The sequence below is a fragment of the Kitasatospora sp. NPDC127111 genome (assembly GCF_042677465.1).
GTDB lineage: Bacteria > Actinomycetota > Actinomycetes > Streptomycetales > Streptomycetaceae > Kitasatospora.
This window is the reverse complement of record NZ_JBHXTG010000036.1, coordinates 6,238-30,063: the sequence shown is the minus strand read 5'-3', so window position 1 is coordinate 30,063 and position 23,826 is coordinate 6,238. Positions and strand designations below refer to the sequence as shown.

The following is a 23,826-nucleotide window of genomic DNA, read 5'->3' as shown; positions in this document are numbered from 1 at the left end:
AAGGTATGAGCGCAACGCGGCCGACAACGGCGACCCCGGCAGCAGGACCGGCCACTTCGGTCCAGGCGATGCTGGAGGCGCCGCTGTCGCTGCGCGAACGGAAGAAGCTGAAGACCCGCCAGGCGATCCGCCGTGAGGCGTACCGGCTGATCGCCGAACAGGGCTACGAGAACACCACCGTGGAGCAGATCGCGGCGGCGGCCGAGGTCTCGCAGTCCACCTTCTTCCGGTACTTCGCCACCAAGGAGGACCTCGTCCTCACCGACGAGTACGACCCGGCGATGGTCACCGCCCTGCTGGCCCGCCCGGCCGACGAACCGTTTCTGCGCAGCTGCCGCGAGGCCCTGATCGGCCTGATCCGCGAGCTGCTCGCGAGCGAGCGCGAGGAGCTGCTCACCCGGATGCGGCTGGTCAACGACGTCCCCGCGCTGCGCGCCCGGATGCACGAGACCTCCAACGACCCGCAGCAGCTCTACCTCGGCGTGCTGACCCGGCGGGCCGGCGTCGAGGAACCCACCTTCGGGATGCGGATCACCGCCGCCGCCATCGGTGCGGCCACCACCGAGACCGTGCTGCGATGGGCCCACGACGGGGGCACGGAGGACATCGCCGACCTGGTCGACCGCGCCTTCGCCGTGCTGGAGGGCGGGTTCACCGACCTGTAGGCGGATTCGGGGGCGTGCGGGCCGCCGGCCGGGGCCGGTGGGTGACCGGACGGGCGACGGCGGGGCCCGTCCGCCGTGCCGGACCCCGCCGCCCCCCTCACCCGGCGGTCACCGCCGGCGGGCCCTACCCGCGCCGGGCTCCCGCCCGCCGCCGCAGCGCGACGCCCGCGCCCGCGAGCGCGGTGACGCCCAGGGCCGCGCCCGCCGTGACGGCCGACACGGCCGGCAGCGCGCGGCCGCCGCCCGGCGCCGCCGACTGCGCCGAGACCTGATCCGGCCCGGTGGCGTCCGGCTGGTAGCCGCCGCCCTTCCCCGCCCGGTCGTACGCCGAACCGGGCAGCTTGTCGCCGTACCGCTGCCGGACCAGCTGCTGGTACGCCGCCAGGCTCACCCCGTCCGCGCCCACCGAGCGCCGCGCCTCGTCGTCCAGCGGCAGCACCCGGCCGTCCCGCAGCACGTACCAGGCGTTCAGCTGCGGCTCGCGGAACGCCGTCCCGCCACCGCCCGCCGCCGCCCGCGCCGCGTAGTCGGTCTCGTCTCCGCCCGACGCGATGTTGACGACCCGCCAGGTGTCGCCCTGCTTCACCGTCCACACCGAGGCCACCTGGCCGTCCGCCGAGACGGCCTTGCTGGCGGTGAACTCGGCCTTCGCCACCGGTGCCCCCGGGGTCCCGGCCACGAAGGCCGCGTCCAGGGTGAAGACCGGCACGGTGTCGCCGGACAGCCTCGGCGCGGCCGCGCGCGCCGCCTCCGCCTCCGCCGCACCGGCCGCACCGACGGCCGGTCGCGCGGCCGGCTGCTCAGCCGACCGCTCGGCCGGCGGCACGCCCTTGCGGGCGAAGAAGTGGCCCAACCGGTCGACTACGGCCGGGCTCTGGGCCGCGTCGCGGGCCTGCGCCAGGTCGGCGGCACCGACCGGCTCGGGGCTGCCGGCCGGACTGCCGGCCGCGCTGCCGGCCGGGGTGTCCGCGTGGGCCGCCGGAGCGGCGGTCAGGCCGAGACCGGCCGCGATCAGGACGGCCACGGCCGCATTACGGATGCTGGTCATGGTCGCCCCTCACGCGCCGATCCGGTACAGGGAGTGGGTCCAGGAGAACGTGCCGTTGGACACGTAGTAGTTGTAGTCCGCCCAGTTGTAGCGGTAGTTGGACGGCCACGGGTCGCCCCAGTAGACCTGGTTGCCGCCGGTGTCGTACCCGTACACCACGTGCATGTGGCCGCCGCCGGAGCTCCACTGGATCCGGGTCTCGATCGGCCGGTCGGCGTTCACCTCGGTCTGCACCGTGCTGTAGCGCAGGTACCCGGTGACGTACGAACCCGGGTTGATGCCGATCCAGCTCAGGCCGTTCTGCACGTCGCCCAGCGTGGCCTGGCTGTTGGGGCAGCTGGAGTTGGTCGACCGGCCGAACGCCGCGTTGCAGAACTGGTTCTGGCTGTACGAGTACCCGTACCAGGCGGCGATCGTGTTGCCGCTCGCGGCCCAGCACCAGTTGCTCTGCTGTTGCTGCTGCATGGTGATGTTGAGCTTCTTGGACGTGCCGGCCAGGTCGGCCGTACTGCCCGCCGCCGCGGCCGGGCGGACCCGGGCGGAAGCGGTGACCGGCGCGCCGTTGGGGGCGGCGGAGGCCGGGCCTGCGGAAGCCGGGGCGGCGGCCGCGACGGTGAGCGCCGGGCCGAGCACGCCGAGCGCGAACACCGAGACCGCGCGGCGCAGGCGTATCCGTGGAACTGACATGGGGGCGTTCCTCCTTGCACAGGCAGAGGAGTGGATCGTGTGGGGGTTGCGATCCGGATCGCGCCATCGAGCATCGCCCCGTTGACAGAACCTGGTCAACGCCCCTCGCGCCCCCCGTTCCCCGGTGTGAACGCCCCCGTCCAGATGTGAACACCACCCCGGAATCCCTCGCGCACCCAGCCCCCACCGGTGACAAACCATCCTCCGCATGTGAATATTCACGACCAACCGGTGCCCACCCGGCCCGCCCCCGGAGAACCGGCCCTACCGCCGAGGAGGCCGTCATGCAACGCAGCGAACAGGCCGACCTCGCCACCGTCCTGCGCACCGGCCCCTTCCACCTCGCCCTGCGCACCGCCATCGCCACCCGCGGCCTCGCCCTGCACCGGCTGCGCCAGCACCTCGCCCAGCGCGGCGTCCACGTCGGCGTCACCAGCCTCAGCTACTGGCAACAGGGCCGGCGCCGCCCCGAACGAGCCGAATCACTGCGCGCGGTACGGGCCCTGGAAGAGGTCCTGGAACTCCCCGAGCACTCCCTCACCCGGCTCCTCGGCCCCAGCCGTACCACCCCCGCCGACCCGGTCGGCCCGCCCGTGCGCCCCTACCGTGACCTCATCACCCCGGCCACCGCCGTCGACGACCTGCTCGCCACCATCGCGGGCCCGCGCGACACCGGCCTGCACACCATCACCCACATCGAACGCATCCGGATCGGAGCCGACCGCCAACTCCTCCGCCGCGACTCCCAACACGCCCTGCGCGCCCACCGCGACGGCGTCGACCGCTACCTGGCCATCTACCAGGGCGACCCCGGCTGCGACATCACCCGGGTCGGCGTCCGCGCCGAGGAGAACTGCCGCCCCGGCCGCATCCGCCGCGACCCCGCCCACCACCTCCTGGTCGCCGAACTCCTCCTCGACCGCCGCCTCCGCGCCGGAGACACCCACCTGCTCGGCTACGGCTTCGACGACGCCCCGTCCCCCACCCCGAGCTGCGAGTACGTCCGCGGCTTCCACTCCGGCGCCGGCCAGTACGTCCTCCAGGTCACCTTCCACCCCGCCGCCCTCCCCGTCCGCTGCCACCGCTTCGCGCTGCGCTCCCCCGGCGACAAGCCCCACGAGACGGAGGAACTCACCCTCGACGGCCACCACTGCGTCCACCTCGTCGGCTCGGCACTGCGGCCGTGCCTGCTGGGGATCCGCTGGGACTGGGAGTAGCGGTCAGTGGGACCAGTAGGGGTCGTCGGTGTCCGCGTCGTGGTCCCCCTTCGGCCTCTTTGCCAACGGCGGTACCGGCCCGTACTCGCCGGCGGGCCGGTACCGCACGAAGTCGAGATTTGCCCCGAACGAGACGGTGTCGTACGCCCCGTTCGAGGAAGCGATGAGATCCACGAACAGGTAGTCGCCGGCCTCACAGCGGAGTGACGCCAGCCCGGGGTTGTACTTCTCAGGCACGGAACGGCTCACCGGACTGCACCCCGAGTGCTCCCAGATCCGGCTGATCTGGTCAAGCAGCACCGGGAGCTTGACGGACGAGATCCGGGTCCGGAGAGTGACCCAGCCGAACAGCTGGGACTTCAGGTTCGGCTCGCCATCCCAGTGATCATGTTCACGCGTCACCTGGTAGTCACCGCCGAGATAGGTGACGGGCGGCGAGATCCCGTCCATGGTCGCCCGCAGGAACTCGTCGATCCGCTCCTTCGCCGCCGCTGGGCTCTTCAGTTTCACCACTCGTTTGTCCCGCAACGCCATCGGACCGTACCCGTTGAAGAACAGCACGATGCCGGTGGACAGCAGAACGGCGACCACGACGATTGCGGCGACCGCGACCTTCACCCGACGCCCGCTCATCGGCCTTCGACCAACTTGACGTCGCACCCGCGGGTGACGATGCCGGCGATGTTGTCCAGCGAGGGCCCGCCGTGCTCCGGCGTGAGGTACTTGGTGTGCATCCCGATGACGTCCGTGGTGTCGCCACCGTCGTCGACGGAGAAGCGCTTGCCGCCGAAGGCCGCACTCGCCGGATCGGTCCCGTACCAGCCGTCGTCCGGATTGAAGAGCTCATGCGCGCCCCAGGCGACGATCGGGCCACTGGTGAGGGTGACGAGGGCGTCCCCCTTCGTCGGCGTGTGTGTGACGACGTCGTTCGCCGCCGCGCCCGCCCAGACGTGGTCGGGCATCCCCAGGTCGGCGGCCTTGCTCACACCGACGCCCGGACTGCCGATGAACACCACGTCGTCCGGTCGTTGGAAGGGCGCACCCGGCTGGGCGGCCAGCTTGGTGGCCTGGCCGACCACGTACGAGCCGTAGCTGTGTCCGATCGAGGTGATGTGCGGCGGCTCGCTGCCCTGATGACTGGCCCGCACGCCGCTGAGGAACTTCGCGTAGGCCGTAGCGCCCTTGTCCCCGGCCGCGCTCGACGCGGCTCCCGCGTCCTGTCCCGGCGGATCGTAACCCAGCCAGACGATCGACGCGACCGAGCCGCCCGGCGGCAACTTGGCGGTGGCGGAACGCCAGAGATTCAGTGTGTTCTCGGCCTCGTTCGTACCAGGCGTCCAGCCGCTCTTCGGTCCAAGGGAGGAAGGGTACGTTGTGATACCCGGGACGTAGGAGGAAATGTCGGTCGCGGTGTCAGGATTGCCGAAGGAGATGATTGCCCGCCCCTGGCCTTCGGTACCGATGCCCAGCAGGTAGTCCTGCGGACGGCCGTCGCCTGCGTTCCTCATGTCGTCCCTCAGGCGACGCACAACGGGGTCGAGTTTGCTGAACTCCTCCTGCTCCGCTTTGGTACGAGCCTTACCCTTGAGCTCGTCGTATCGCTTCGTCAGGTACGCCCGGTTCACCTGGTCCCGGACCACCGCCGGGATGCCGTCCAGGTTGCCGATGGCCTCGGGGTGGTGATCGATGAACCACTGCTGGCCGGCCGGGTCGAGGCCCTTCCACCAGGAGTTGACCTGAGTCGGGGTGGCGTCCTTGCCGGGCATGTCCTTCTGGTAGCCCGGGGTGTTCATCGCCCCGAAGTCGCTCAGGTACTTGTCCGCGCTCGCCGTCTTCATGTCCAGGCCGGACTTGTCGGTGGCGTGGCCGGTGAAGCGCTTCAGGTCGGCGGCGAGGCCCTGGTCGGCCCGGGTGGCCTCGGCGAGGGCGGCACCGAGCCGCTTGCCGATCTCCTCGGCGGCCGCCTTCTGCTTGTCCGCCCGGTCCACCGCCTGGTACGGGTTGTCCGAGGCGCTCCAACTGACCGTCCCGTCCTCGCCCACCTTCAGACCCTTCGCCGCCGCGTCGGCCAGTGCCTGCCGCAGCTTCGACTGGGCGAGCGTAAACGTGTCGGCGTGGTCCCGCAGCGTGCTCTCGATGCAGGCGAGTTCGACGTCGGCCGCCTGCAGTCTGGCCGTGGTCGCGTCGAGCGACTTGGTGGCGGCGTCGGCCGCACCGCCGGTCCAGCCGGAGCCGTGGACGCGGTCGGCGGTGCCGCTCCTCCACTGGGTGGCGTGTTCGGAGTACGCCTTGTAGAGCTGCCCGTAGGCGTCGGCGGCCGCGTACAGGTCCGCCGGCTTCGCGTTCTTCAGGCTCGCGAGATCCACTTCCAGCCCCCCAGCTGTCACGTTTGCGTGCTCGCCCCGACACTCGCCGCTACCATAGCGCGCACGACCGACCACGCAGCCGAGGGGGAGACGGTGGCCGACGGGACGGGTTTCACGGTGCGGCCGGACGAGTTGTCCGCCGCCGGGAGCAACGCGCAGGCGGTGGCCGGGAAGGTCCCCGAGGAGACGGCGAGGCTCGCCGCGCCGAGCGACCGGGCGGCGGCGGGGCTGGCGGGTTGGCAGAGCGGGCCGGCGCTGCGCGAGTGCTCGGCGGCCTGGAGGACGCTGCTCGACGGGCTCGCCGAGGACATGAAGGCGGCGGGCGGCAATCTGATCGCCACCGCGCACAACTACCGCGACAGCGACCGCTCGATGGCCGGGACCGGGGTGGCACAGGGCGGCGGCGACCCGTTCAACACCGAGGTCCGGCAGTCGACCGGGGTTCACGCCATCGACTGACCACCTGCCAGCACCGGCCGCTCGGTGGTGCGGAGGGTGTCGTACGCGGGGTCGATGGTGCCGAAGAGCCGGTCCCACACGGTGGTGTAGAAACCCAGGTTGACCGCGGGGTCGGCGTGGTGGCCGGCGTGGAACATCGGCAGTGCGACCCAGCGGAACACCGCGCGCTGCCGGACGCGAGCGGGGAACGGCTCGACGCCGAGGTGTCCGAGCAGGCCGAAGACCAGGTTGACGCCGATGTACCCGAGCAGCGCGGCCGCGGAGATCTCGCGCACGCAGAGGACCGCGAGCCAGGCGCCGCCGAAGCCCAGCACCTCCAGCGGGTGCAGCACGAAGAGGGTGGCCGGGCGCGGGTCGGGGTAGCCGTGGTGGAGTTCGTGGGCCAGCCGGTAGAGCCGGCGGCGGTGGGCCAGCCAGTGGCCGCCGTACATCAGGCCGTCCATCACCAGGGTGAACACCAACAGGTCGGCGAGGGCGGGCAGCCCGGCGCCACCGTTCAGCCTGATCCAGCCGGCCTGCCAGAGCAGCCAGCCCGCGACGCCGACGGCGGAGTTGAGCAGCACGGCGACGGCCGCCAGCAGTACTTCGCGCCGGTCGGGCGGCGGGGGCGGCGGCGTCACCCGCCGTCGCTCGCCGTACCGCCGGACCAGCAGCCCGCCGCCGAGCAGGGCCACGACGAGGAGCCCGAGGTTGGCGGCCAGCGCTCCGGCCGACACCTCCGCCAGGTCCAACCGGGCCGCCCGGGCAAGCAGTCCGTCCAGCACCGCACCCACCCCCCAACACCCGCGCCCGACAGGGCGCTTACCCGGGCCGGCCGTCCCGCCGACGCGTTCGGCCGACGAAGTCCAGCACCAGGCAGTCCTCCACCGGCCGGTAGCCGATCTGCTGGTAGATCGAGTTGCTGGTCGGGTTGGCCAGGTCGGTGTAGAGCAGCACCTCGGCCGCGCCCTGGGCGAGGGCGGCTGCCGAGGCGGCCGCCGTGACTCCGCTGGCGTAGCCGCGTCCGCGCGCCTCGACCGGAGTGTAGACCGGGCCGATCCGGGACATGCCGGCGATCACCGGGCTGTTGCCGGCCATCGCGACCGGGCGGTCCTCGTCCTCCCAGACGTGGAGCAGGCCGCCGGCGATCCGATCGTCCACCGCGCCCGGGACGTTGGGGAGTTCGACGCCCGTCTCGGTCAGGAACGCCTCGTACCAGCGGATCAGCAGGTCGCGGTCCCCCGGGGCGGCGACCCGGTGGCGGCCGGCCGGCGGGCGCGGCGGGGCGGTCAACTCTCCGAGCCGGTAGAGCCGTTCGCTGGAGCGGACGGAGTCGCCGACGCCGGTGGCGGCCTGCCAGGCGGCGGAGAAGGCCCGGACCGCCGCCTCCCCGCCGGACACCCCGGTGATCTCGGTGAACTCCGCTCCGGCCGCGGCCAGTTCGGTGGCGAGCGCGGCGGCCGCCCGCTCCGGCATCGCGCTCAGCCGTGGGGCGAACGGCGGTGTCTGCAGGAAGGCGCCCTCGACCGGTCCGCCGGGCTCGCGGCGCCACCAGCCGAAGACCGGCGCCGCGTCCCCGAACACGTGCGGCCCGCGCTTGGCCAGCCGGTCCGCCACCGTGAGGAGCACGGTGTTCTCGGCCGGCCGGGCGCCGAGGAAGCCGTCGGCGTGGGTGTGGAAGTCGTCGAGGGACGTGCTCAAGGTCCAGGCCATGGCCGATTCTCGCCCGCCCACCGCTGCGGGCACCAACGGTTTACCGGGGTGTCCGGCCAGCGGGCCCCGGGGATCCCGGGGGTCGCCCGGGCCCCGGAGGCCCCGGGTCACCCCAGGTCCGTCCGGGCTCCCAGTCGTTCGGCCAGCACCGCCGGATCGGTGGTCGGCGCGTCACAGGCGAAGTGCCGGCAGACGTAGGCGGCGGGCGCCCCGCCCACCAGCGGCCGGTCGGCCAGCAGCGGCACCTCGGCCGCCGCCTCGGAGCCACCGTCCGCCGCCTCCCCGGAGTCCCCGGTCGCCGCCTCCCCGGAGTCCCCGGTCGCCGCCTCCCCGGAGCCACCGGCCGCCGCGTCCGCGGGCCCGCCGAGCGCGACCACCGCGCCGGGCGCCGTCCCCAGCAGCGCCACCCGGTGCAGCGCGGCCGTCGCCGGCTCCCCGGCGGGGCCGACCACGGCGACCTCGCGCGGCCCGTCCGCCAGCGCCTCGGCGACGGCCAGCCCCCAGCCGATGAACCGCGGCGCCCGGCTGGCCAGCGCCCCGACGATGCCGAGCGCCCGCTCGGCGGCGGTGCGGTGGCGCGCCGAACCGGTGTACGCGGCATAGCTGAGCAGGGCGCCCGCGGCGGCCGTCCAGCCGGACGGGGTGGCGTTGTCGGTCGGGTCCTGGGGCCGCCGGATCAGTTCCTCGGCGTCGTCGGCGGTGTCGTACAGCGCGCCGGACGCCTCGTCGGCGAAGTGCTTGAGCACGGTGTCCAGCAGCCCGCCGGCCAGTTGGAGCCAGGACGCCTCGCCGGTGACGGCGTACAGCGCGAGGAAGCCCTCGGCGGTGTCGGCGTAGTCCTCCAGGACGCCGGCGTTGGCGCCCGCCCGGCCGTCCCGGGAGGTGCGCAGCAGCCGGCCGTCGGCGGTGAGGTGGACGGCGAGCAGCAGGTCGGCGGCGCGCTCGGCGGCCTCGACCAGGTCGGGGCGGTCCAGCAGGGCGCCGGTCTCGGCGAGCGCGGCGATGGCGAGGCCGTTCCAGGCGGCGACCACCTTGTCGTCCCGGGCGGGTGCCGGGCGTCCGGCCCGGGCCTCGAACAGCTTCGCCCGGATCCGCTCGGCGGCCTCGGGGTCCTCCGCGTCACGCGGCAGCTGCAGCACCGAGGCCCCGTGCTCGAACGTGCCCGCCGCCGTCACCTCGTACAGCTCGGCCGCGAGCACGCCGTCCGCCTCTCCCAGCACCTCGGCGAGCTGCGCCGGCGTCCAGGCGTAGTACGCGCCCTCGGCCGGCTTCCCGGTCTCCGGGTCCGGGCTGTCCGCGTCCAGGGCCGAGGCGAACGCGCCTTCCGGGGTGCGCAGTTCGCGCAGCAGGAAGTCGGCGGTGGAGAGCGCCACCCGCCGGGCGAGCGGGGAGCCGGTGGCCCGCCACAGGTGCAGGTAGACGCGGAGCAGCAGCGCGTTGTCGTACAGCATCTTCTCGAAGTGCGGCACCACCCAGCCGGCGTCCACCGCGTACCGGGCGAAGCCGCCGCCGAGCTGGTCGTGGATGCCGCCGCGGGCCATCGCCTCGGCGGTCCGGACGGCCATCTCCAGGGCCGCCTCCGAGCCGGTGCGGGCGTGGTGGCGGAGCAGGAACTCGACCGCCATGGACGGCGGGAACTTGGGCGCGCCGCCGAAGCCGCCGCGCCGGGCGTCGAAGTCCCGGCTGAGCGCGACCAGCGCCTGGTGCAGGTCGGCCTCGCCGGGCGGCTGGTGGACCCCGCCGCCGACCGCGTACACCGAGGCCCGTTCGGCCAGGTCGGCGCGGATCCGGCCGGCGACCTCGCCGACCTCGTTCCGGCGGTCGCGCCAGGCGGCGTCGACGCCTTCGAGGACCTGCCGGAAGGACGGCATGCCGTGCCGGGGCTCCGGCGGGAAGTACGTCCCGAAGTAGAACGGGTCCTTGTCGGGGGTCAGGAAGACCGTCATCGGCCAGCCGCCCTGCCCGGTCGCCGCCTGCACCGCCTCCATGTAGACGGCGTCGACGTCCGGCCGCTCCTCGCGGTCGACCTTGACCGCCACGAACCGCTCGTTGAGGTAGCCGGCCACCCCGGCGTCCTCGAAGGACTCGTGCGCCATGACGTGGCACCAGTGGCAGGCCGCGTAGCCGACGGACAGCAGCACCGGCACCCCCCGCCGGTGTGCCTCCTCGAACGCCTCGGGGCCCCACGGCCACCAGTCCACCGGGTTGTCGGCATGCTGCAGCAGGTAGGGCGAGGTCGCGTCCGCGAGACGGTTCGGCATGCCCCCATCCTCGCGCATCGGCGCGCGGGCGGGGGCGCCGTCTCACTCCTTCGGAGTCTCCGGCTCCTCGACGAAGTCGACGCGCTTGAACTGCTTGTTCATCGACTTGGCCAGGAACCAGGTGGCCACGCCGAGGGCGGCGAAGACGACGAAGCCCAGCAGGCCGGGGGTCACCTTGGTCTCGTCGAGGGCGAGCTCGGCGGCGAGGTGGGTGAGGTTCACGGGGGCGCTCATATCTCTATGGTGGCCCGGCTCACGGGGAGCCGGGCCATCGGGGGGTGGTTCAGTCGCGCGTGTCGGCGGCCTCGGCCGCCAGGCTGGGGGTGCGCAGGCCGGCGAACAGGTCGTCCTCCGGCAGGTCCCCGTCGATCAGGGTGCGGGCGAGCTCGTAGTCCTCGGTCGGCCAGACCTCGCGCTGGATGTCGAGCGGGACGCGGAACCAGGGGCCGTCCGGGTCGATCTGGGTGGCGTGCGCGATCAGCGCCCGGTCCCGGGTCTCGAACCAGTCGTCGCAGCGGACCCGGGTGGTGATCTCGCGCTCCTTGCGGCCGCTCTTCTCCCAGCCCGCGATCCACTCGCCGTACGGGGACTCCAGTCCGTGCTCGGTGAGGTACCCGTGCAGCGCGCGGATCCGGCCCATCGGGAAGCCGTGGTTGTAGTAGAGCTTCAGCGGCTGCCAGGGCTCGCCGGCGTCCGGGTAGGCGTCCGGGTCGCCGGCGGCGTCGAAGGCCAGCATGGTGATCTTGTGGGTCATGATGTGGTCCGGGTGCGGGTACCCGCCGTTCTCGTCGTAGGTCGTGATGACCTGCGGCTTGAACTCGCGGATCAGCCGGACCAGCGGCTCGGCCGCCTCCTTGACGTCCTGCAGGGCGAAACAGCCCTCGGGCAGCGGCGGCAGCGGGTCGCCCTCGGGCAGGCCCGAGTCGACGAAGCCCAGCCAGGCCTGCTTGATCCCGAGGATCGCCCGGGCCGCGTCCATCTCCTTGCGCCGGACCTCGTGGATGTTCTCCTCGATCTCCGGCTTCCCCTGCAGCTTCGGGTTGAGGACCGAACCGCGTTCTCCCCCGGTGCAGGTGGCCACGAGCACGTCCACTCCCTGGTCGACGTACATGGCCATGGTGGCGGCGCCCTTGCTGGACTCGTCGTCCGGGTGGGCGTGCACCGCCATCAGTCGCAACTGCTCAGTCAACGCGTGCGTTCCTTCCACAATGTCTGGGCCTCCCGCGAAGCCGGTCTGCCCACCGTCTGAGCCGCTCGTTCGGTAGCCGCTCGGTCAGGGACCGCGTCACCGCGGGACCGGCCGCCGGGCGTCGGCGGCACACCGCCGCCGCGCCGCCGACACGGCCGAGCCCCGCCCCCGCCGGACCGGCCGCGGGCGTGCCCCTCCTATAGTGACGGACTGGAGGAGCGTCGCATTCCCCGCACCACTCGCGCGGCCCTCCCCGGAGAGGACTGAGCCGCATGAGTGAGCGCGCAGCTACCACCGCCCCGCAGCCGCCCGAGGGGCGCTACGGCCGGCGGAGCGACCGCGAGGCGGACCGCCGGCTCAAGGTGGTCGGCGCGGTCTGCGGCGTGCTGGGGCTGGGCGTGCTGGCCTGGCTGGGCGGCTCGTACCTGATCCGCGAGACCACCATCAACGGCACCGTCCCCTCCTTCGAGGCGGTCTCGGACGGGGAGCTCAAGCTGCACCTGGCCGTCCGCAAGAGCGACGGCACCGCCGGCACCTGCACCGTCCGCTCGCAGGGCGAGAACGGCGCTGTGGTCGGGATGGCCGACTTCCCGGTACCGAAGGACGGCTCCAGCTACGACGCGGTCGTGAGCCTGCGGACGACCGCCCGCGGCACCACCGCCGAGCTGCTGGGCTGCACCCCCGCCGAGTAGCCGCGGGCGGCCCGGCCCGGGTATTCACTGGCGATCGCGGCCCGGGCGGGCGCATATTCGATCCGGGGAGCGGGAATCCGTAGGGAGTCCCGCGCACCCGTCCTGTACACCTTGGCGCAATGCCGACGTCAACGGCACGCCAACGACTCTCCCGCTTGTCGGCGGGAGTTGTTAGGCTCGTGGTTTCGCCCCTTCCGCACCAAGAGGTACGGGAGCGGGCGTTGCTTTGTAGTTACGACCGATATCACCACACCACCACCTGCTGACGACTCACACCCTCAGCACAGCCCCAGCACCTACGAGGAGCACCTGTGACCCAGACCAGCGAACACGTGACCTGGCTCACTCAGTCCGGCTACGACCAGCTCAAGGCCGAGCTGGACCACCTGACCGGCCCCTGGCGCATCGAGATCGCCCAGAAGATCGAGGCGGCGCGCGAAGAGGGTGACCTCAAGGAGAACGCCGGCTACCACGCGGCCAAGGAGGAGCAGGGCAAGTACGAGCTGCGCATCCGCCAGCTCACCCAGCTCCTGGAGCGGGCCAAGGTCGGCGAGGCCCCGGCGGACTCGGGTGTGGTGGCCCCGGGCATGGTCGTCACGGTCGCGTTCGACGGCGACGAGGACGACACCACGACCTTCCTGCTCGGCTCGCGCGAGATGGCCGGCAGCGACGACCTGGACGTCTACTCCCCGCAGTCGCCGCTGGGCCGCGCCATCGACGGCAAGAAGGTCGGCGACGAGGCCACGTACGAGCTGCCGAACGGCAAGCAGGCCTCGGTGACGATCACCGAGGTGAAGCCGCACAACGGCTGACCGGACGCACCGAGGGCGGCCGTGGAGTGCTCCACGGCCGCCCTCGCGCGTACCCGGCGCCGGGGCCCGGCCGGGTGCCGCGGCCGGGCGCCGGGGCCTCAGCCCACGGCGGAGCGGTACTTGCGCACCGACAGCCAGGAGAAGACCGCGGTGATCAGCACCGACCAGAGCACCGAGACCAGCTCGGCGTGCTGCATCGGCCAGGCGCTGTCCACCGGGCCGACCTGGTTGCCGAAGAGGTTGCGGCAGGCCTGCACGGTGGCGCTGAACGGGTTCCAGTAGGCGATCCCCTGCAGCCAGCCCGGCATCGAGCTGATCGGCACGAACGCGTTGGAGATGAAGGTCAGCGGGAAGAGCCAGATCAGCCCGGCCGAGGTGGCCGCCTCGGGGCTGCGCACCGAGAGGCCGATCAGCGCGCCGATCCAGGAGAAGGCGTAGCCGAGCAGGAGCAGCAGCCCGAACGCGGCCAGCGCCTCCAGCGCGCCCTCGTGGATCCGCCAGCCGACCGCCAGCGCGACCAGGGCCAGCACCACCAGCGTGAACGCGGTCTGGCAGAGGTCGGCCAGGGTGCGGCCGACCAGCACCGCCGAGCGGGCCATCGGCAGCGAGCGGAACCGGTCGACCAGTCCCTTGGTCATGTCCTCCGCGATCCCGGCGGAGGCGCCGGCGGTCGCGAAGGTCACGGTCTGGGCGAAGATGCCGGCCATCAGGAACTGGATGTAGGCGTCCGAGCTGGCCTGCGTGCCCGGGATCTGGATGGCCCCGCCCATCACGTACGAGAACAGCAGCACGAACATCACCGGCTGCATGAGCCCGAAGACCACGATCTCGGGTATCCGGGTCATCCGGCGCAGGTTGCGCTTGGCGACCACCCAGGAGTCGTGCAGGGTGGCCGCGACGCCCCGGCGCTGCTTGGGCATCGCCCCGCCGATGGCGTGCTCGGTGGCGGTCGTCATCTCACAGCTCCTTGCCGGCCGCGACGGCCTGCTTGTCCGGGCCGGGGCCGTCCCCGCCGTCCGCGCCGCCGTCCGCGGACCGTCCCTTGCCGCGGCCGCGGCCCCGGCCGCCCTTGCCGGCGGCGCCGTTCTCCTCCTCCTCGGCCTCGGTGACGTGGCCGGTGAGCGAGAGGAAGACGTCGTCCAGGGTCGGCCGGCGCAGGCCGATGTCGTCGATCTCGATCGAGCGGGCGTCCAGCTCGCGGATGGCGTCCGCGAGCACCCGGGCGCCGCCGCTGACCGGGACGGTGATCTTGCGGGTGTTCTTCTCCACGGCCGGCTCGCCCAGGGCGTAGCGGGCGAGCGCGGCGACCGCCTCGCCGACCAGGTCGGGTCGGTGCACGACGACCTCGATCCGCTCGCCGCCGATCTGCGCCTTGAGCTGGTCGGCGGTGCCGCGGGCGATCACCCTGCCGTGGTCGACCACGGCGATGTCGTGGGCGAGGCGGTCGGCCTCCTCCAGGTACTGGGTGGTGAGCAGCAGGGTGGTGCCCTGCTCCACCAGGGTCTCGATGACCTCCCAGAGCGCGAGCCGGTTGCGCGGGTCGAGGCCGGTGGTCGGCTCGTCCAGGAACATCACCGGCGGGCGGACGACCAGGGCGGCGGCGAGGTCGAGCCGGCGGCGCATGCCGCCGGAGTAGGTCTTGGCGGTGCGGTCCTTGGCCTCGGTGAGGTTGAACCACTCCAGCAGCTCCCGTGCGCGCGCCTTCGCGTCGCGGGCGCTCATCTGGTACAGCTCGCCGACCATCTGGAGGTTCTCGAAGCCGGTCAGGTACTCGTCGACGGCGGCGTACTGGCCGGAGAGGCCGATCAGGCTGCGGACCTGGTTCGGGTGGTTGAGGACGTCGACACCGGCGACCACCGCGCGGCCGGAGTCGGGGCGGAGCAGGGTGGTGAGGACCCGCACGGTGGTGGTCTTGCCGGCGCCGTTCGGGCCGAGCAGCCCGAGCACCGTGCCCTCGGGGACGTCCAGGCTGACGCCGTCCAGGGCTCGTACGTCGCCGAAGGTCTTCACCAGGTTCTCGGCTTGGATGGCTGGCGCCATGGCCTGCCTCATCTCCTCGAAACGGTATGGGCGATCTGTCCCACTCTGCCCCGGTTTCAGGCATGCGGGCGACTCGGTTTCCCGAGCACGGTGACAGAACGCGATGTATCGCGAGTCTTCCAGCACGCGATATATCGCGTCAAGGCTCGCGGCTCCGCCATGGTGACAGGGACCACTGACAGTCCGGGCGACCCGCGGGACACCGGAGGATCACCGCGACACCGGACGAACCGGGCCTCCGGAGGATCACCGCGACACCGGAGGCACCGGCCTCCGGAGGCACCGCGGCACCGCGGCACCGGAGGCACCGCGGCACCGGAGGATCACCGGGAAACGACGTACCCCGCGTCCCGCAGCTCACCGAGCACCGCCGCGCAGTGCTCCGGCCCCTTGGTCTCCAGGTGGAGGTCCACCTCCACCTCGGCCAGCCCCAGCTGCGGGTCGACCCGCACGTGCGCCACGTCCAGCACGTTGGCGTCCACCCGGGTCAGCACCCCGAGCAGGCCCGCCAGCGCCCCCGGCCGGTCCGCCAGCCGCACCCGCAGCGACAGGTAGCGGCCGGCCGCCGCCAGACCGTGCCGGAGCACCCGCTGCATCAGCTGCGGATCGATGTTGCCGCCGGAGAGCACCGCCACCACCGGGCCCTCGAAGGAGTCCGGCCGCTCCAGCAGCGCCGCCACCGGGCTGGCCCCGGCCGGCTCCACCACCAGCTTCAGCCGCTCCAGCCCCAGCAGCAGGGCGCGCGAGAGCGAGTCCTCGGAGACCGTGCGGACGCCGTCGGCCAGCTCGTTGATCACCTCGAACGGGATGTCCCCGGGCCGCCCGACCATGATCCCGTCGGCCATGGTGGCGAAGTGCTCCAGCGTCACCGGCCGCCCCGCCGCCAGCGAGGGCGGGTACGCGGCCGCGCCCGCCGCCTGCACCCCGATCACCCGCACGTCCGGGCGGAGCGGCTTCACCGCCGCCGCGATCCCGGCCAGCAGCCCGCCGCCGCCCACCCCGACCAGGATGGTGCGCACCTCCGGGCACTGCTCCAGGATCTCCAGGCCGACGGTGGCCTGGCCGGTGACCACGTCCCAGTGGTCGAAGGGGTGGATGAACACCGCGCCGGTCGCCTCCGAGTACCGCTGCGCGGCCTGCAGCGACTCGTCCACCGTCGCGCCGAGCAGCCGGACCTCGGCGCCGTACTCACGGGTGGCCGCGACCTTGGGCAGCGGCGCGCCGACCGGCATGAAGACCGTCGAGCGGACCCCGAGCAGCGAGGCGGCCAGCGCCACCCCCTGGGCGTGGTTCCCGGCGCTCGCCGCGACCACCCCGCCGGCCCGCTGCACCGGCGAGAGTCCCGCGATCCGCACGTACGCCCCGCGCAGCTTGAACGAGCCGGTGCGCTGGAGGTTCTCGCACTTCAGGTGGACCGGCGAGCCGGTCATCGCGGACAGGTGCCGGCTGCCCTCCATCGGTGTCACCCGGGCGACCCCGGCGAGCATCTTCTGGGCGCCGCGGACATCGTCGATGGTGATCGGCCAGCTGTGCATGGCGCCAGCCTAGGACTCCGGCGGGTGCACGCCGGGTTCAAACGGGGACCGACCGGGGATGTCGGCACTGTTCCCGGGCCCGCCCGGCCCGCGTACGCTGCTGGCCTGAGCCTCCGCACCGCACGACGATCGTGAGCCGCGATGACGACGACCTCGCCCCAGGCCACCGACCGCACCGACCCCGTGCACATCCAACTCCAGTACCAGCTCGCGGTGTTCGCCCGGCGGATGGAACAGGTCCGCAGCTCCGACGCGGTGGGTGCGCTGGACCGGGCCGCCTACCTGCTGCTCGACCGGCTGGAACGGCACGGGCCCGCCAACGTCAAGGCCCTGGCCGACGCGCTGGCCGTCGACTCCTCCACGGTCACCCGGCAGGTCGCCCCGCTCGTCGCGGCCGGCCTGGTCGGCCGGGTCCAGGACCCGGCCGACCGCCGCGCCGTCCGGCTCGCGCTGACCCCGCCCGGCGGCCACCGGCTGGCCGAAGTCCGGGCCGGGCGGTCGGAGTTGGCCCGCCGCCTGGTGGCCGACTGGCCGCCCGAGGAGCAGCGCGCGTTCTGCGCCCTGCTGGCCCGCTTCAACCACTCCATGGAGTCGTACACGGCGGGCCGGCAGAGCGCGTGACCGTCCGTCGACGTCAGCCGAGCGCCTGCGTGAGGTCGGCCAGCAGGTCGTCGATCGACTCGATGCCGACCGAGACGCGCACGAGGTCGGCGGGCACCTCCAGGGCGGAGCCCGCCACCGAGGCGTGGGTCATCCGGCCCGGGTGCTCGATCAGCGACTCGACGCCGCCCAGCGACTCACCGAGGGTGAACAGCCGCGCCCGGTTGCAGACCTCGACCGCCGCCTCCTCGCCGCCGTGGACGCGGAACGAGACCATGCCGCCGAACGCCTTCATCTGCTTGGCGGCGATGTCGTGGCCGGGGTGCTCGGGCAGGCCCGGGTAGAGCACCTGGCTCACCTTCGGGTGGCCCGCCAGCAGCTCGGCGACCTTCTCCGCGTTGGAGCTGTGCCGGTCCATCCGGACCCCGAGGGTCTTGATGCCGCGCATCACCAGCCAGGCGTCGAACGGCCCGGAGACCGCGCCCATCGCGTTCTGGTGGTACGCGACCTCCTCGCCGAGCCCGGCCTCGGCCAGCACCAGGGCGCCGCCGACGACGTCCGAGTGGCCGCCCATGTACTTGGTGGTGGAGTGCACGACGACGTCCGCGCCGAGCGCGATCGGCTGCTGCAGGTACGGGCTGGCGAAGGTGTTGTCGACGACCAGCAGCGCGCCGGCGCCGTGCGCGACGTCGGCGAGCGCGGCCAGGTCGGTGATGCCCAGCAGCGGGTTGGACGGGGTCTCCACCCAGACCGCGCGGGTGTTGGGGCGCAGCGCCTCGCGGACGGTCGACAGGTCCTGGGTGTTGGCGACGGAGAACTCGACGCCCCAGCGGGTCAGCACCTTGGCGAACAGCCGGAAGGTGCCGCCGTAGGCGTCGTTGGGGATGACGATGTGGTCGCCCGGCTTGAGGATCGTGCGCAGCAGGGTGTCCTCGGCGGCCAGGCCGGAGGCGAAGGCGAGCCCGCGCGCGCCGCCCTCCAGCGCCGCGAGGCACTCCTCGAGCGCGGTCCTGGTCGGGTTGGCGCTGCGGCTGTACTCGTAGCCGCCCCGCAGGCCGCCCACCCCGTCCTGCTTGTAGGTGGACACCTGGTAGATCGGCGTGACGACGGCCCCGGTCTGGGGGTCTGCTTCCTGACCCGCGTGGATGGCGAGGGTCTCGAAGCCCTGGGGAAGCTGGTGCTCGGTCATGGCTCTGAGGGTAGTGGGCGAACGCCGCCGAGCCCGCCCGAACCCGCACACCGCACGAAAGCCCAGGTGAACCACGGTGCGACCGGTCCCACCCGAGGGCTGCGATCCGCACCCGCCGCGCGCCCGTTCACCTGCGCCCCCGCCCGCCACGGCCGTCAAGGCCTGACCCGGCCCCCGAACCCGCGGCGCCGCCCGGCCCGCCACGGCCGCTCCCGGAATCCGGGGGCGGCCGTCCGCGTTTCAACCTGCGCCACCATTCCCGACCCGCTGGAGCAGGCCGTGCTGTTCAACCGCCACAAGACCTCGCTCGTCCCCGCCGACCGGGCGCTGCCCGGCCGGGAGGCGCCGGCCTTCGCACTGCGCGAGCCGCACACCGTGCTCGGCAACCCGCTCACCGGCCCGTACCCGGAGGGGCTGGAGGTGGCCGACTTCGGGATGGGCTGCTTCTGGGGCGCCGAGCGCACGTTCTGGCGGCTGCCCGGCGTCTGGACGACGCTGGTCGGCTACCAGGGCGGCCACACCCCCAACCCCACGTACGAGGAGGTGTGCAGCGGGCTGACCGGGCACACCGAGGCGGTCCGGGTGGTGTTCGACCCGGCGGTGATCCCGTACGAGCGGCTGCTGAAGACCTTCTGGGAGGCGCACGACCCGACCCAGGGCAACCGGCAGGGCAACGACGTCGGCACCCAGTACCGCTCCGCCGTCTACACCCACTCCCCCGCCCAGGCGGCGGCCGCCGTCGCCACCCGGGACGCCTTCCAGCCCGCCCTGACCGCGATCGGCCTGGGCCCGGTCACCACCGAGATCGCCCCGGCCGGGCCGTTCTACCCGGCCGAGCCGTACCACCAGCAGTACCTGTCCGACGCCAAGAACCCGAACGGCTACTGCGGCCTCGGCGGGACCGGCGCCAGCTGCCCGATCGGCGTCGCCCGCACCGAGGGCTGACGTCGCGCGGCGCCGCGGCTCCGGGCGCAGACTGAAGGAAACCGTCCGCCGGCCCCTGTCACCGATCGCGGGTGGCGGGGGGCCGACGCCGTCCCGAGGAGCAGCGATGGCCGGTCTCGTGCGCAAGAGCTTCGACGAACCCGAGGAGGTCCGCCCCTTCGAGGCGGGCATGGGCGAACTCCGCCTGGTCAACCAGGAGGGCGGCGCCGTCGGACGGGCGGTCTTCCAGCCCGGCTGGCAGTGGTCCAAGCACATCAAGCCGATCGCCGGCACCGACAGCTGTCAGTCCTCCCACATGGGGTACGTGCTCTCCGGCCGGATGAAGATCGTGATGGACGACGGCCAGGAGGCCGAGTTCGGCCCCGGGGACTTCATGATCTGCCCTCCGGGCCATGACGCCTGGGTGCTGGGCGACGAGCCCTGCGTCGCGCTCGACTGGCAGGGCTTCGTCGACTACGCGAAGCGCGACTGAGCCGCCCGCCACGGCGGCCCGAGGTCCGGCCGGCCCGCTCGGCCCCGACCGGACCTCGGTCCCGAGCGGCCCGGATCGCGCGGTCCGAGCGGGCCGCGCCGCCCGAGCGGCTCAGATCGCGCTGCCGGCCTTCCAGGCGGCCCAGCCCATGTTCCAGCCGTTCAGGCCGTTGGACGGCTCGACGGTCTTGTCGCCGGAGTTCACCACCTCCACCACGTCACCGACCATCGAGCTCTTGTAGAACGCGTAGCCGTCCAGGCCCTGGTCCTGGCCGCCCTTGGCGTCCCTGAGGCCGACGCAGCCGTGGCTGGTGTTCTGGCTGCCGAAGATCGACGACGGCGACCAGTAGTTGCCGTGGATGAAGGTGCCGGAGGTGGTGAGCCGCTGGGCGTGCGGCACGTCGGAGATGTCGTACTCGCTGCCGAGGCCAACGGTCTGCGAGTTCATCCGGGTCTGCTGGTACTGCTCGGAGATGACCATCCTGCCGCCCCAGGTGCGGTACTCGGGCGCACCGCCGGAGATCGCGTAGACGGCGCTGACCTGGCCGTCGGTGGTGACGGTGAGCTTCTTGGCGGCGAGGTCGGCGACGCTGGTCTGGGCGCGGCCGATGGTGAAGCGGACGTCCTTGGACTGGGTGCCGAAGACGCCCTTGGCGCCCTCGACGTCCTTGAGCCGGAGCTTGAGGGTGACCTTGGTGCCCTTGGCCCAGTACTCCTGCGGCCGGAAGTCGAGGCGGGTGCTGGAGAACCAGTGCCCGACGATCTCGACGCCCGGCTCGGCTATGACGGTGATCGCCTGCTGGACGGCCCTGCGGTCGGTGACCGGCTTGCTGAAGTTGATCGAGACCGGCATGCCGACGCCGACCACGGAGCCGTCCTCGGGGGTGAAGTAGCCGACGAAGGTGGTGGCGGGGGTCGCCGTGGTGAACGTGGCGTTGGCGACCGCCTCCAGCCCGTCCTTGTCGGTGGCGGAGGCGACGACGGTGTACTTGGTGCCGCTGGCCGGGGCGGTGGCCGAGGTCCAGCTGCTGCCGTCCGCGGCGAGTTCGCCGGCCAGCGCCTTGCCGGTGGAGTCGGTGACCTTGACCGAGCCGAGGGTGCCGCCGGTGACGGTGACCCTGACCGGGTCGCTGAAGCTGGCGGCGGTGGCGCCGTCGGCGGGGGTGACGGTGATGACGGCCACCGAGGTCCTCGGCGAGCCGCTCGCGCCGCCGGACGCGGCGTCGGTGCCCGGGGTGCCGGCGCCGCCGCTCTCGGCGCCCTTGGTGTCGTTGCAGGCCGCCAGCAGCAGGACCGGGGCCCCGATCAGCCCGGCCAGCACGCCGCGCCGGCTCCAGTTGCTCCCGGCCGCCCGGCCCTGACCGTCCCGTGTCGTCACGTCGCGCTCTCCCTGCAGATCATCCGGGCATTACGGATACGGAAACGCAAATTGCCCCTTCACGGTTCCATCACCAACGGGAATCGATCGTATGAGATGACCCAACTTCCTACCAAATATGGACAAACGCCCGATCTGCGGGAAGCAGACCGGGCGTTGACCCACCGCGACGGGCGGTGGCGGCGGGGCGGCGACTACTCGGCGGACTCCTCCACCGTGTACTCGTCCCAGCCCTCGCCCTCGGGGTCGAACTCGGTCTGCGCGGACTCCCAGGTCGCCGAGGCGAGCTCGACGCCCGGGACGTCGCCGAGCAGCGCGACCGGGTCGATGAAGTGGGCGAGCGAACCCGACGGGTCCACCTCGATGGCCTCGACGGACTGGGCGCGCTCCTCGTCGTCGAGGTACTCGTCGTCGGCCACCTGCTGGAGGGCCGCCGCCTTGAGCGCCCCCTCGTCGGTGATCTCGGCGATGAGCTCGATGCTGAGCCGGACGTAGCGCGGGGCGTCCTGGCCGGTCGTTTCAGTGCTGGTCATGCGTGCGAGCGTACGGGAAACGGGCAACGGGAAGGGCCGGCCCCTCCGAGGAGGGGCCGGCCCGCCGTCTCCGCCGGGGCTCCCCCACCCGGGAGCCGCGGAGACGCGCCAAGCGGCGCGATGGTCCCGCGGGAGCCGCCGCACCCTGTCGACCGGCCGGAGCCGGACAGGGGCGGGACGACGGCGCCCCCCGCGGTGGGCCCTCCCGCCCGGTGCCGGGCGGGGAGGGAGGACACGGCCGGCCGGGTCAGGGCCGTCCGGTGTGTCCGGAGACGACCGCGGTCGCCGGGGAGCCGCTCCCGGACGGTTGCCGTCGCCTCACTCGGCGTCTTGCCGTGCTCACCACGATGACGCACGGTTGTTAACCACGTGCTGCGCGCAGGTGACGCCGGTGTACCACTTCGTTCGCGGACGGATCCTCAGCCTCCCCCGCGGGTGGCCGGGGTGAGCCGGCCTCAGTGCGCGGCGCGGGCGGTGAGGTAGCCGAGCAGGTCCTGGCGGGTGACGATGCCCTGCGGCTTGCCCTCCACCAGCACCACCGCGGCGTCGGCCTTCTCCAGCACGGTCATCAGGTTGGTGACCGTCTCGCCCGAGCCGACCACCGGCAGCGGCTTGGACATCACCTTGTCCAGCGTGTCGGTCAGCTGGATCTCGTTCGAGAAGACGCCCTCCAGCAGCAGCTTCTCGACCACCGAGCCGATCACCTCGCCGGCCATGATGTCGGGGTGCCCGGCGCCCGGGGAGACCACCGGCATCTGCGACACGCCGTACTCGCGCAGCACGCGCACCGCCTCGGCGACGGTCTCGTTCGGGTGCATGTGGACGAACTGCGGGATGCCCTCGTGCTCGATGGCGTCCTTGCGGGCCAGCACCTCGCCGATGTGCGCCTCGTCGGTGGCGGACGGCAGGAAGCCGTAGTCGGCCATCCAGTCGTCGTTGAAGATCTTGGACAGGTAGCCGCGGCCGCCGTCCGGCAGCAGCACGACCACGACGTCGTCCGGGCCGAGCCTGCGGGCGACCTCCAGCGCGGCCACCACGGCCATCCCGCAGGAGCCGCCGACCAGCAGGCCCTCCTCCTTGGCGAGGCGGCGGGTCATCTGGAACGAGTCCTTGTCGGAGACGGCGACGATCTCGTCCGCGACGTCGCGGTCGTAGGCGGTCGGCCAGAAGTCCTCACCGACGCCCTCGACCAGGTACGGCCGGCCGGTGCCGCCCGAGTAGACCGAGCCCTCCGGGTCGGCGCCGATCACCTGGACCTTGCCGCCGGAGACCTCCTTCAGATAGTTGCCGGTGCCGGAGATGGTGCCGCCGGTGCCGACGCCGGCCACGAAGTGGGTGATCTTCCCCTCGGTCTGCTCCCACAGCTCCGGGCCGGTGGAGTAGTAGTGCGAGGCGGGGTTCTCCGGGTTGGAGTACTGGTCCGGCTTCCAGGCGTTGGGCGTCTCGCGGACCAGGCGATCGGAGACGTTGTAGTAGGAGTCCGGGTGCTCCGGGGCGACGGCGGTCGGACAGACGACCACCTCGGCGCCGTACGCGCGCAGCGTGTTGATCTTGTCGGTGGACACCTTGTCCGGGCAGACGAAGATGCACTTGTAGCCCTTCTGCTGGGCCACGATCGCCAGGCCGACGCCGGTGTTGCCGGAGGTCGGCTCGACGATGGTGCCGCCGGGCTTCAGCGCGCCCGAGGCCTCGGCGGCCTCGATCATGCGCATCGCGATCCGGTCCTTCACCGAGCCGCCGGGGTTGAAGTACTCGACCTTCGCCAGCACTGTCGCGCTGATGCCCTCGGTGACCTTGTTCAGCTTGACCAGCGGCGTGTTGCCGACCAGGTCGATGATGGAGTTGTGGTACCGCACGGGGGTCCTCCCGGTCTGTGGGCATGCGAGTGCTTTCGGTACTGCAAAGCCTAGGCCGTGCCACGGGCCCCAGCCCGCCCTCTCGCCACACCCACCCCCCTGGCGAGCTCCCCGGCCCTCCCCCGCAGGCTCCCCGTCATGCCCGCGAAACCTCACCACCCCCTTGCCCGCACCGCCCCCGGCGCACGGAG

24 protein-coding genes are annotated in these 23,826 nt (G+C 72.8%); 8 read left to right on the top strand and 16 right to left on the bottom strand.

Features of this window, described 5'->3' with window-relative positions; all coding sequences use genetic code 11:
- The first annotated feature begins 5 nt into the window (after nt 1-5).
- Entirely contained in the window at nt 6-665 is a 660-nt protein-coding gene (locus ACFVHB_RS21870; protein WP_380324639.1) for a TetR family transcriptional regulator, read from the top strand.
- Nucleotides 666-789: 124 nt separating this feature from the next.
- On the opposite strand, the gene ACFVHB_RS21865 is transcribed toward ACFVHB_RS21870, so the two are convergent.
- Both ACFVHB_RS21865 and ACFVHB_RS21860 read right to left on the bottom strand, forming a co-directional pair.
- Entirely contained in the window at nt 790-1,713 is a 924-nt protein-coding gene (locus ACFVHB_RS21865) for a hypothetical protein (protein ID WP_380324636.1), read from the bottom strand.
- Nucleotides 1,714-1,722: 9 nt separating this feature from the next.
- A complete protein-coding gene (locus tag ACFVHB_RS21860) occupies nt 1,723-2,400 on the bottom strand; it encodes a papain-like cysteine protease family protein (protein ID WP_380324633.1) in 678 nt (225 codons plus the stop codon).
- Between the two features lie 284 nt (nt 2,401-2,684).
- Between ACFVHB_RS21860 and ACFVHB_RS21855 the strand changes: the two genes are divergently transcribed.
- Nucleotides 2,685-3,617: a hypothetical protein gene (locus tag ACFVHB_RS21855; protein WP_380324630.1), complete on the top strand. Its 933-nt coding sequence runs from the start codon at nt 2,685-2,687 to the stop codon at nt 3,615-3,617.
- A gap of 3 nt (nt 3,618-3,620) precedes the next feature.
- On the opposite strand, the gene ACFVHB_RS21850 is transcribed toward ACFVHB_RS21855, so the two are convergent.
- Nucleotides 3,621-4,235: a hypothetical protein gene (locus tag ACFVHB_RS21850; RefSeq protein WP_380324627.1), complete on the bottom strand. Its 615-nt coding sequence runs from the start codon at nt 4,233-4,235 to the stop codon at nt 3,621-3,623.
- Between the two features lie 11 nt (nt 4,236-4,246).
- On the bottom strand, nt 4,247-6,058 hold the full coding sequence (locus ACFVHB_RS21845; protein WP_380324624.1) for an alpha/beta hydrolase: 1,812 nt from the start codon (nt 6,056-6,058) through the stop codon (nt 4,247-4,249).
- 18 nt (nt 6,059-6,076) lie between these two features.
- On the opposite strand from ACFVHB_RS21845, the gene ACFVHB_RS21840 reads away from it, so the two are divergent.
- Nucleotides 6,077-6,442: a type VII secretion target gene (locus ACFVHB_RS21840; protein ID WP_380324621.1), complete on the top strand. Its 366-nt coding sequence runs from the start codon at nt 6,077-6,079 to the stop codon at nt 6,440-6,442.
- On the opposite strand, the gene ACFVHB_RS21835 is transcribed toward ACFVHB_RS21840, so the two are convergent.
- The 5 genes from ACFVHB_RS21835 to mca form a co-directional block, all read right to left on the bottom strand.
- Nucleotides 6,427-7,206: a sterol desaturase family protein gene (locus ACFVHB_RS21835; RefSeq protein WP_380324618.1), complete on the bottom strand. Its 780-nt coding sequence runs from the start codon at nt 7,204-7,206 to the stop codon at nt 6,427-6,429. The two genes, ACFVHB_RS21840 and ACFVHB_RS21835, sit on opposite strands and share 16 nt — an antisense overlap.
- 37 nt (nt 7,207-7,243) lie before the next feature.
- A complete protein-coding gene (locus ACFVHB_RS21830; protein ID WP_380324615.1) occupies nt 7,244-8,134 on the bottom strand; it encodes a GNAT family N-acetyltransferase in 891 nt (296 codons plus the stop codon).
- Nucleotides 8,135-8,241: 107 nt separating this feature from the next.
- Nucleotides 8,242-10,395 carry a thioredoxin domain-containing protein gene (locus tag ACFVHB_RS21825; protein ID WP_380324612.1) on the bottom strand — a complete coding sequence of 718 codons (2,154 nt, stop codon included), beginning with the start codon at nt 10,393-10,395 and terminating at the stop codon, nt 8,242-8,244.
- Nucleotides 10,396-10,437: 42 nt separating this feature from the next.
- Nucleotides 10,438-10,629: a hypothetical protein gene (locus ACFVHB_RS21820; protein WP_380324609.1), complete on the bottom strand. Its 192-nt coding sequence runs from the start codon at nt 10,627-10,629 to the stop codon at nt 10,438-10,440.
- A 49-nt stretch (nt 10,630-10,678) separates the two neighbouring features.
- The gene (gene mca / locus ACFVHB_RS21815; protein WP_380324606.1) at nt 10,679-11,584 is read right to left on the bottom strand and encodes a mycothiol conjugate amidase Mca; all 906 of its coding nucleotides are present in this window, start codon (nt 11,582-11,584) and stop codon (nt 10,679-10,681) included.
- A gap of 272 nt (nt 11,585-11,856) precedes the next feature.
- Here mca and ACFVHB_RS21810 point away from each other — a divergent pair, with 272 nt between their 5' ends.
- A complete protein-coding gene (locus ACFVHB_RS21810; RefSeq protein WP_380324603.1) occupies nt 11,857-12,276 on the top strand; it encodes a DUF4307 domain-containing protein in 420 nt (139 codons plus the stop codon).
- Nucleotides 12,277-12,587: 311 nt separating this feature from the next.
- Nucleotides 12,588-13,088 carry a transcription elongation factor GreA gene (gene greA / locus ACFVHB_RS21805; protein WP_380324600.1) on the top strand — a complete coding sequence of 167 codons (501 nt, stop codon included), beginning with the start codon at nt 12,588-12,590 and terminating at the stop codon, nt 13,086-13,088.
- Between the two features lie 98 nt (nt 13,089-13,186).
- Here the strand turns inward: greA and ACFVHB_RS21800 are convergent, their stop codons facing one another.
- The 3 genes from ACFVHB_RS21800 to ilvA form a co-directional block, all read right to left on the bottom strand.
- Nucleotides 13,187-14,044, bottom strand: coding sequence for an ABC transporter permease (locus ACFVHB_RS21800; RefSeq protein WP_380324597.1), 858 nt, complete (start codon nt 14,042-14,044; stop codon nt 13,187-13,189).
- A gap of 1 nt (nt 14,045) precedes the next feature.
- Nucleotides 14,046-15,128 carry an ATP-binding cassette domain-containing protein gene (locus ACFVHB_RS21795; protein WP_380324594.1) on the bottom strand — a complete coding sequence of 361 codons (1,083 nt, stop codon included), beginning with the start codon at nt 15,126-15,128 and terminating at the stop codon, nt 14,046-14,048.
- Nucleotides 15,129-15,451: 323 nt separating this feature from the next.
- Nucleotides 15,452-16,663 carry a threonine ammonia-lyase gene (ilvA, locus tag ACFVHB_RS21790; RefSeq protein ID WP_380324591.1) on the bottom strand — a complete coding sequence of 404 codons (1,212 nt, stop codon included), beginning with the start codon at nt 16,661-16,663 and terminating at the stop codon, nt 15,452-15,454.
- Between the two features lie 141 nt (nt 16,664-16,804).
- Here ilvA and ACFVHB_RS21785 point away from each other — a divergent pair, with 141 nt between their 5' ends.
- Nucleotides 16,805-17,284, top strand: coding sequence for a MarR family winged helix-turn-helix transcriptional regulator (locus tag ACFVHB_RS21785; RefSeq protein ID WP_380324588.1), 480 nt, complete (start codon nt 16,805-16,807; stop codon nt 17,282-17,284).
- 13 nt (nt 17,285-17,297) lie between these two features.
- On the opposite strand, the gene ACFVHB_RS21780 is transcribed toward ACFVHB_RS21785, so the two are convergent.
- Nucleotides 17,298-18,452 carry a cystathionine gamma-synthase gene (locus ACFVHB_RS21780; protein WP_380324585.1) on the bottom strand — a complete coding sequence of 385 codons (1,155 nt, stop codon included), beginning with the start codon at nt 18,450-18,452 and terminating at the stop codon, nt 17,298-17,300.
- A 279-nt stretch (nt 18,453-18,731) separates the two neighbouring features.
- On the opposite strand from ACFVHB_RS21780, the gene msrA reads away from it, so the two are divergent.
- Both msrA and ACFVHB_RS21770 read left to right on the top strand, forming a co-directional pair.
- A complete protein-coding gene (gene msrA / locus ACFVHB_RS21775; protein ID WP_380324582.1) occupies nt 18,732-19,397 on the top strand; it encodes a peptide-methionine (S)-S-oxide reductase MsrA in 666 nt (221 codons plus the stop codon).
- 106 nt (nt 19,398-19,503) lie between these two features.
- Nucleotides 19,504-19,869, top strand: a complete 366-nt coding sequence (locus ACFVHB_RS21770; RefSeq protein WP_380324579.1) for a cupin domain-containing protein — start codon at nt 19,504-19,506, stop codon at nt 19,867-19,869.
- A 111-nt stretch (nt 19,870-19,980) separates the two neighbouring features.
- On the opposite strand, the gene ACFVHB_RS21765 is transcribed toward ACFVHB_RS21770, so the two are convergent.
- The 3 genes from ACFVHB_RS21765 to ACFVHB_RS21755 all read right to left on the bottom strand — a co-directional run bounded on the left by ACFVHB_RS21765 (nt 19,981) and on the right by ACFVHB_RS21755 (nt 23,635).
- Nucleotides 19,981-21,246, bottom strand: coding sequence for an Ig-like domain-containing protein (locus ACFVHB_RS21765; RefSeq protein ID WP_380324576.1), 1,266 nt, complete (start codon nt 21,244-21,246; stop codon nt 19,981-19,983).
- 194 nt (nt 21,247-21,440) lie between these two features.
- On the bottom strand, nt 21,441-21,779 hold the full coding sequence (locus tag ACFVHB_RS21760; protein ID WP_380324573.1) for a hypothetical protein: 339 nt from the start codon (nt 21,777-21,779) through the stop codon (nt 21,441-21,443).
- Nucleotides 21,780-22,234: 455 nt separating this feature from the next.
- Entirely contained in the window at nt 22,235-23,635 is a 1,401-nt protein-coding gene (locus tag ACFVHB_RS21755) for a cystathionine beta-synthase (protein ID WP_380324571.1), read from the bottom strand.
- Between the last annotated feature and the right edge of the window lie 191 nt (nt 23,636-23,826).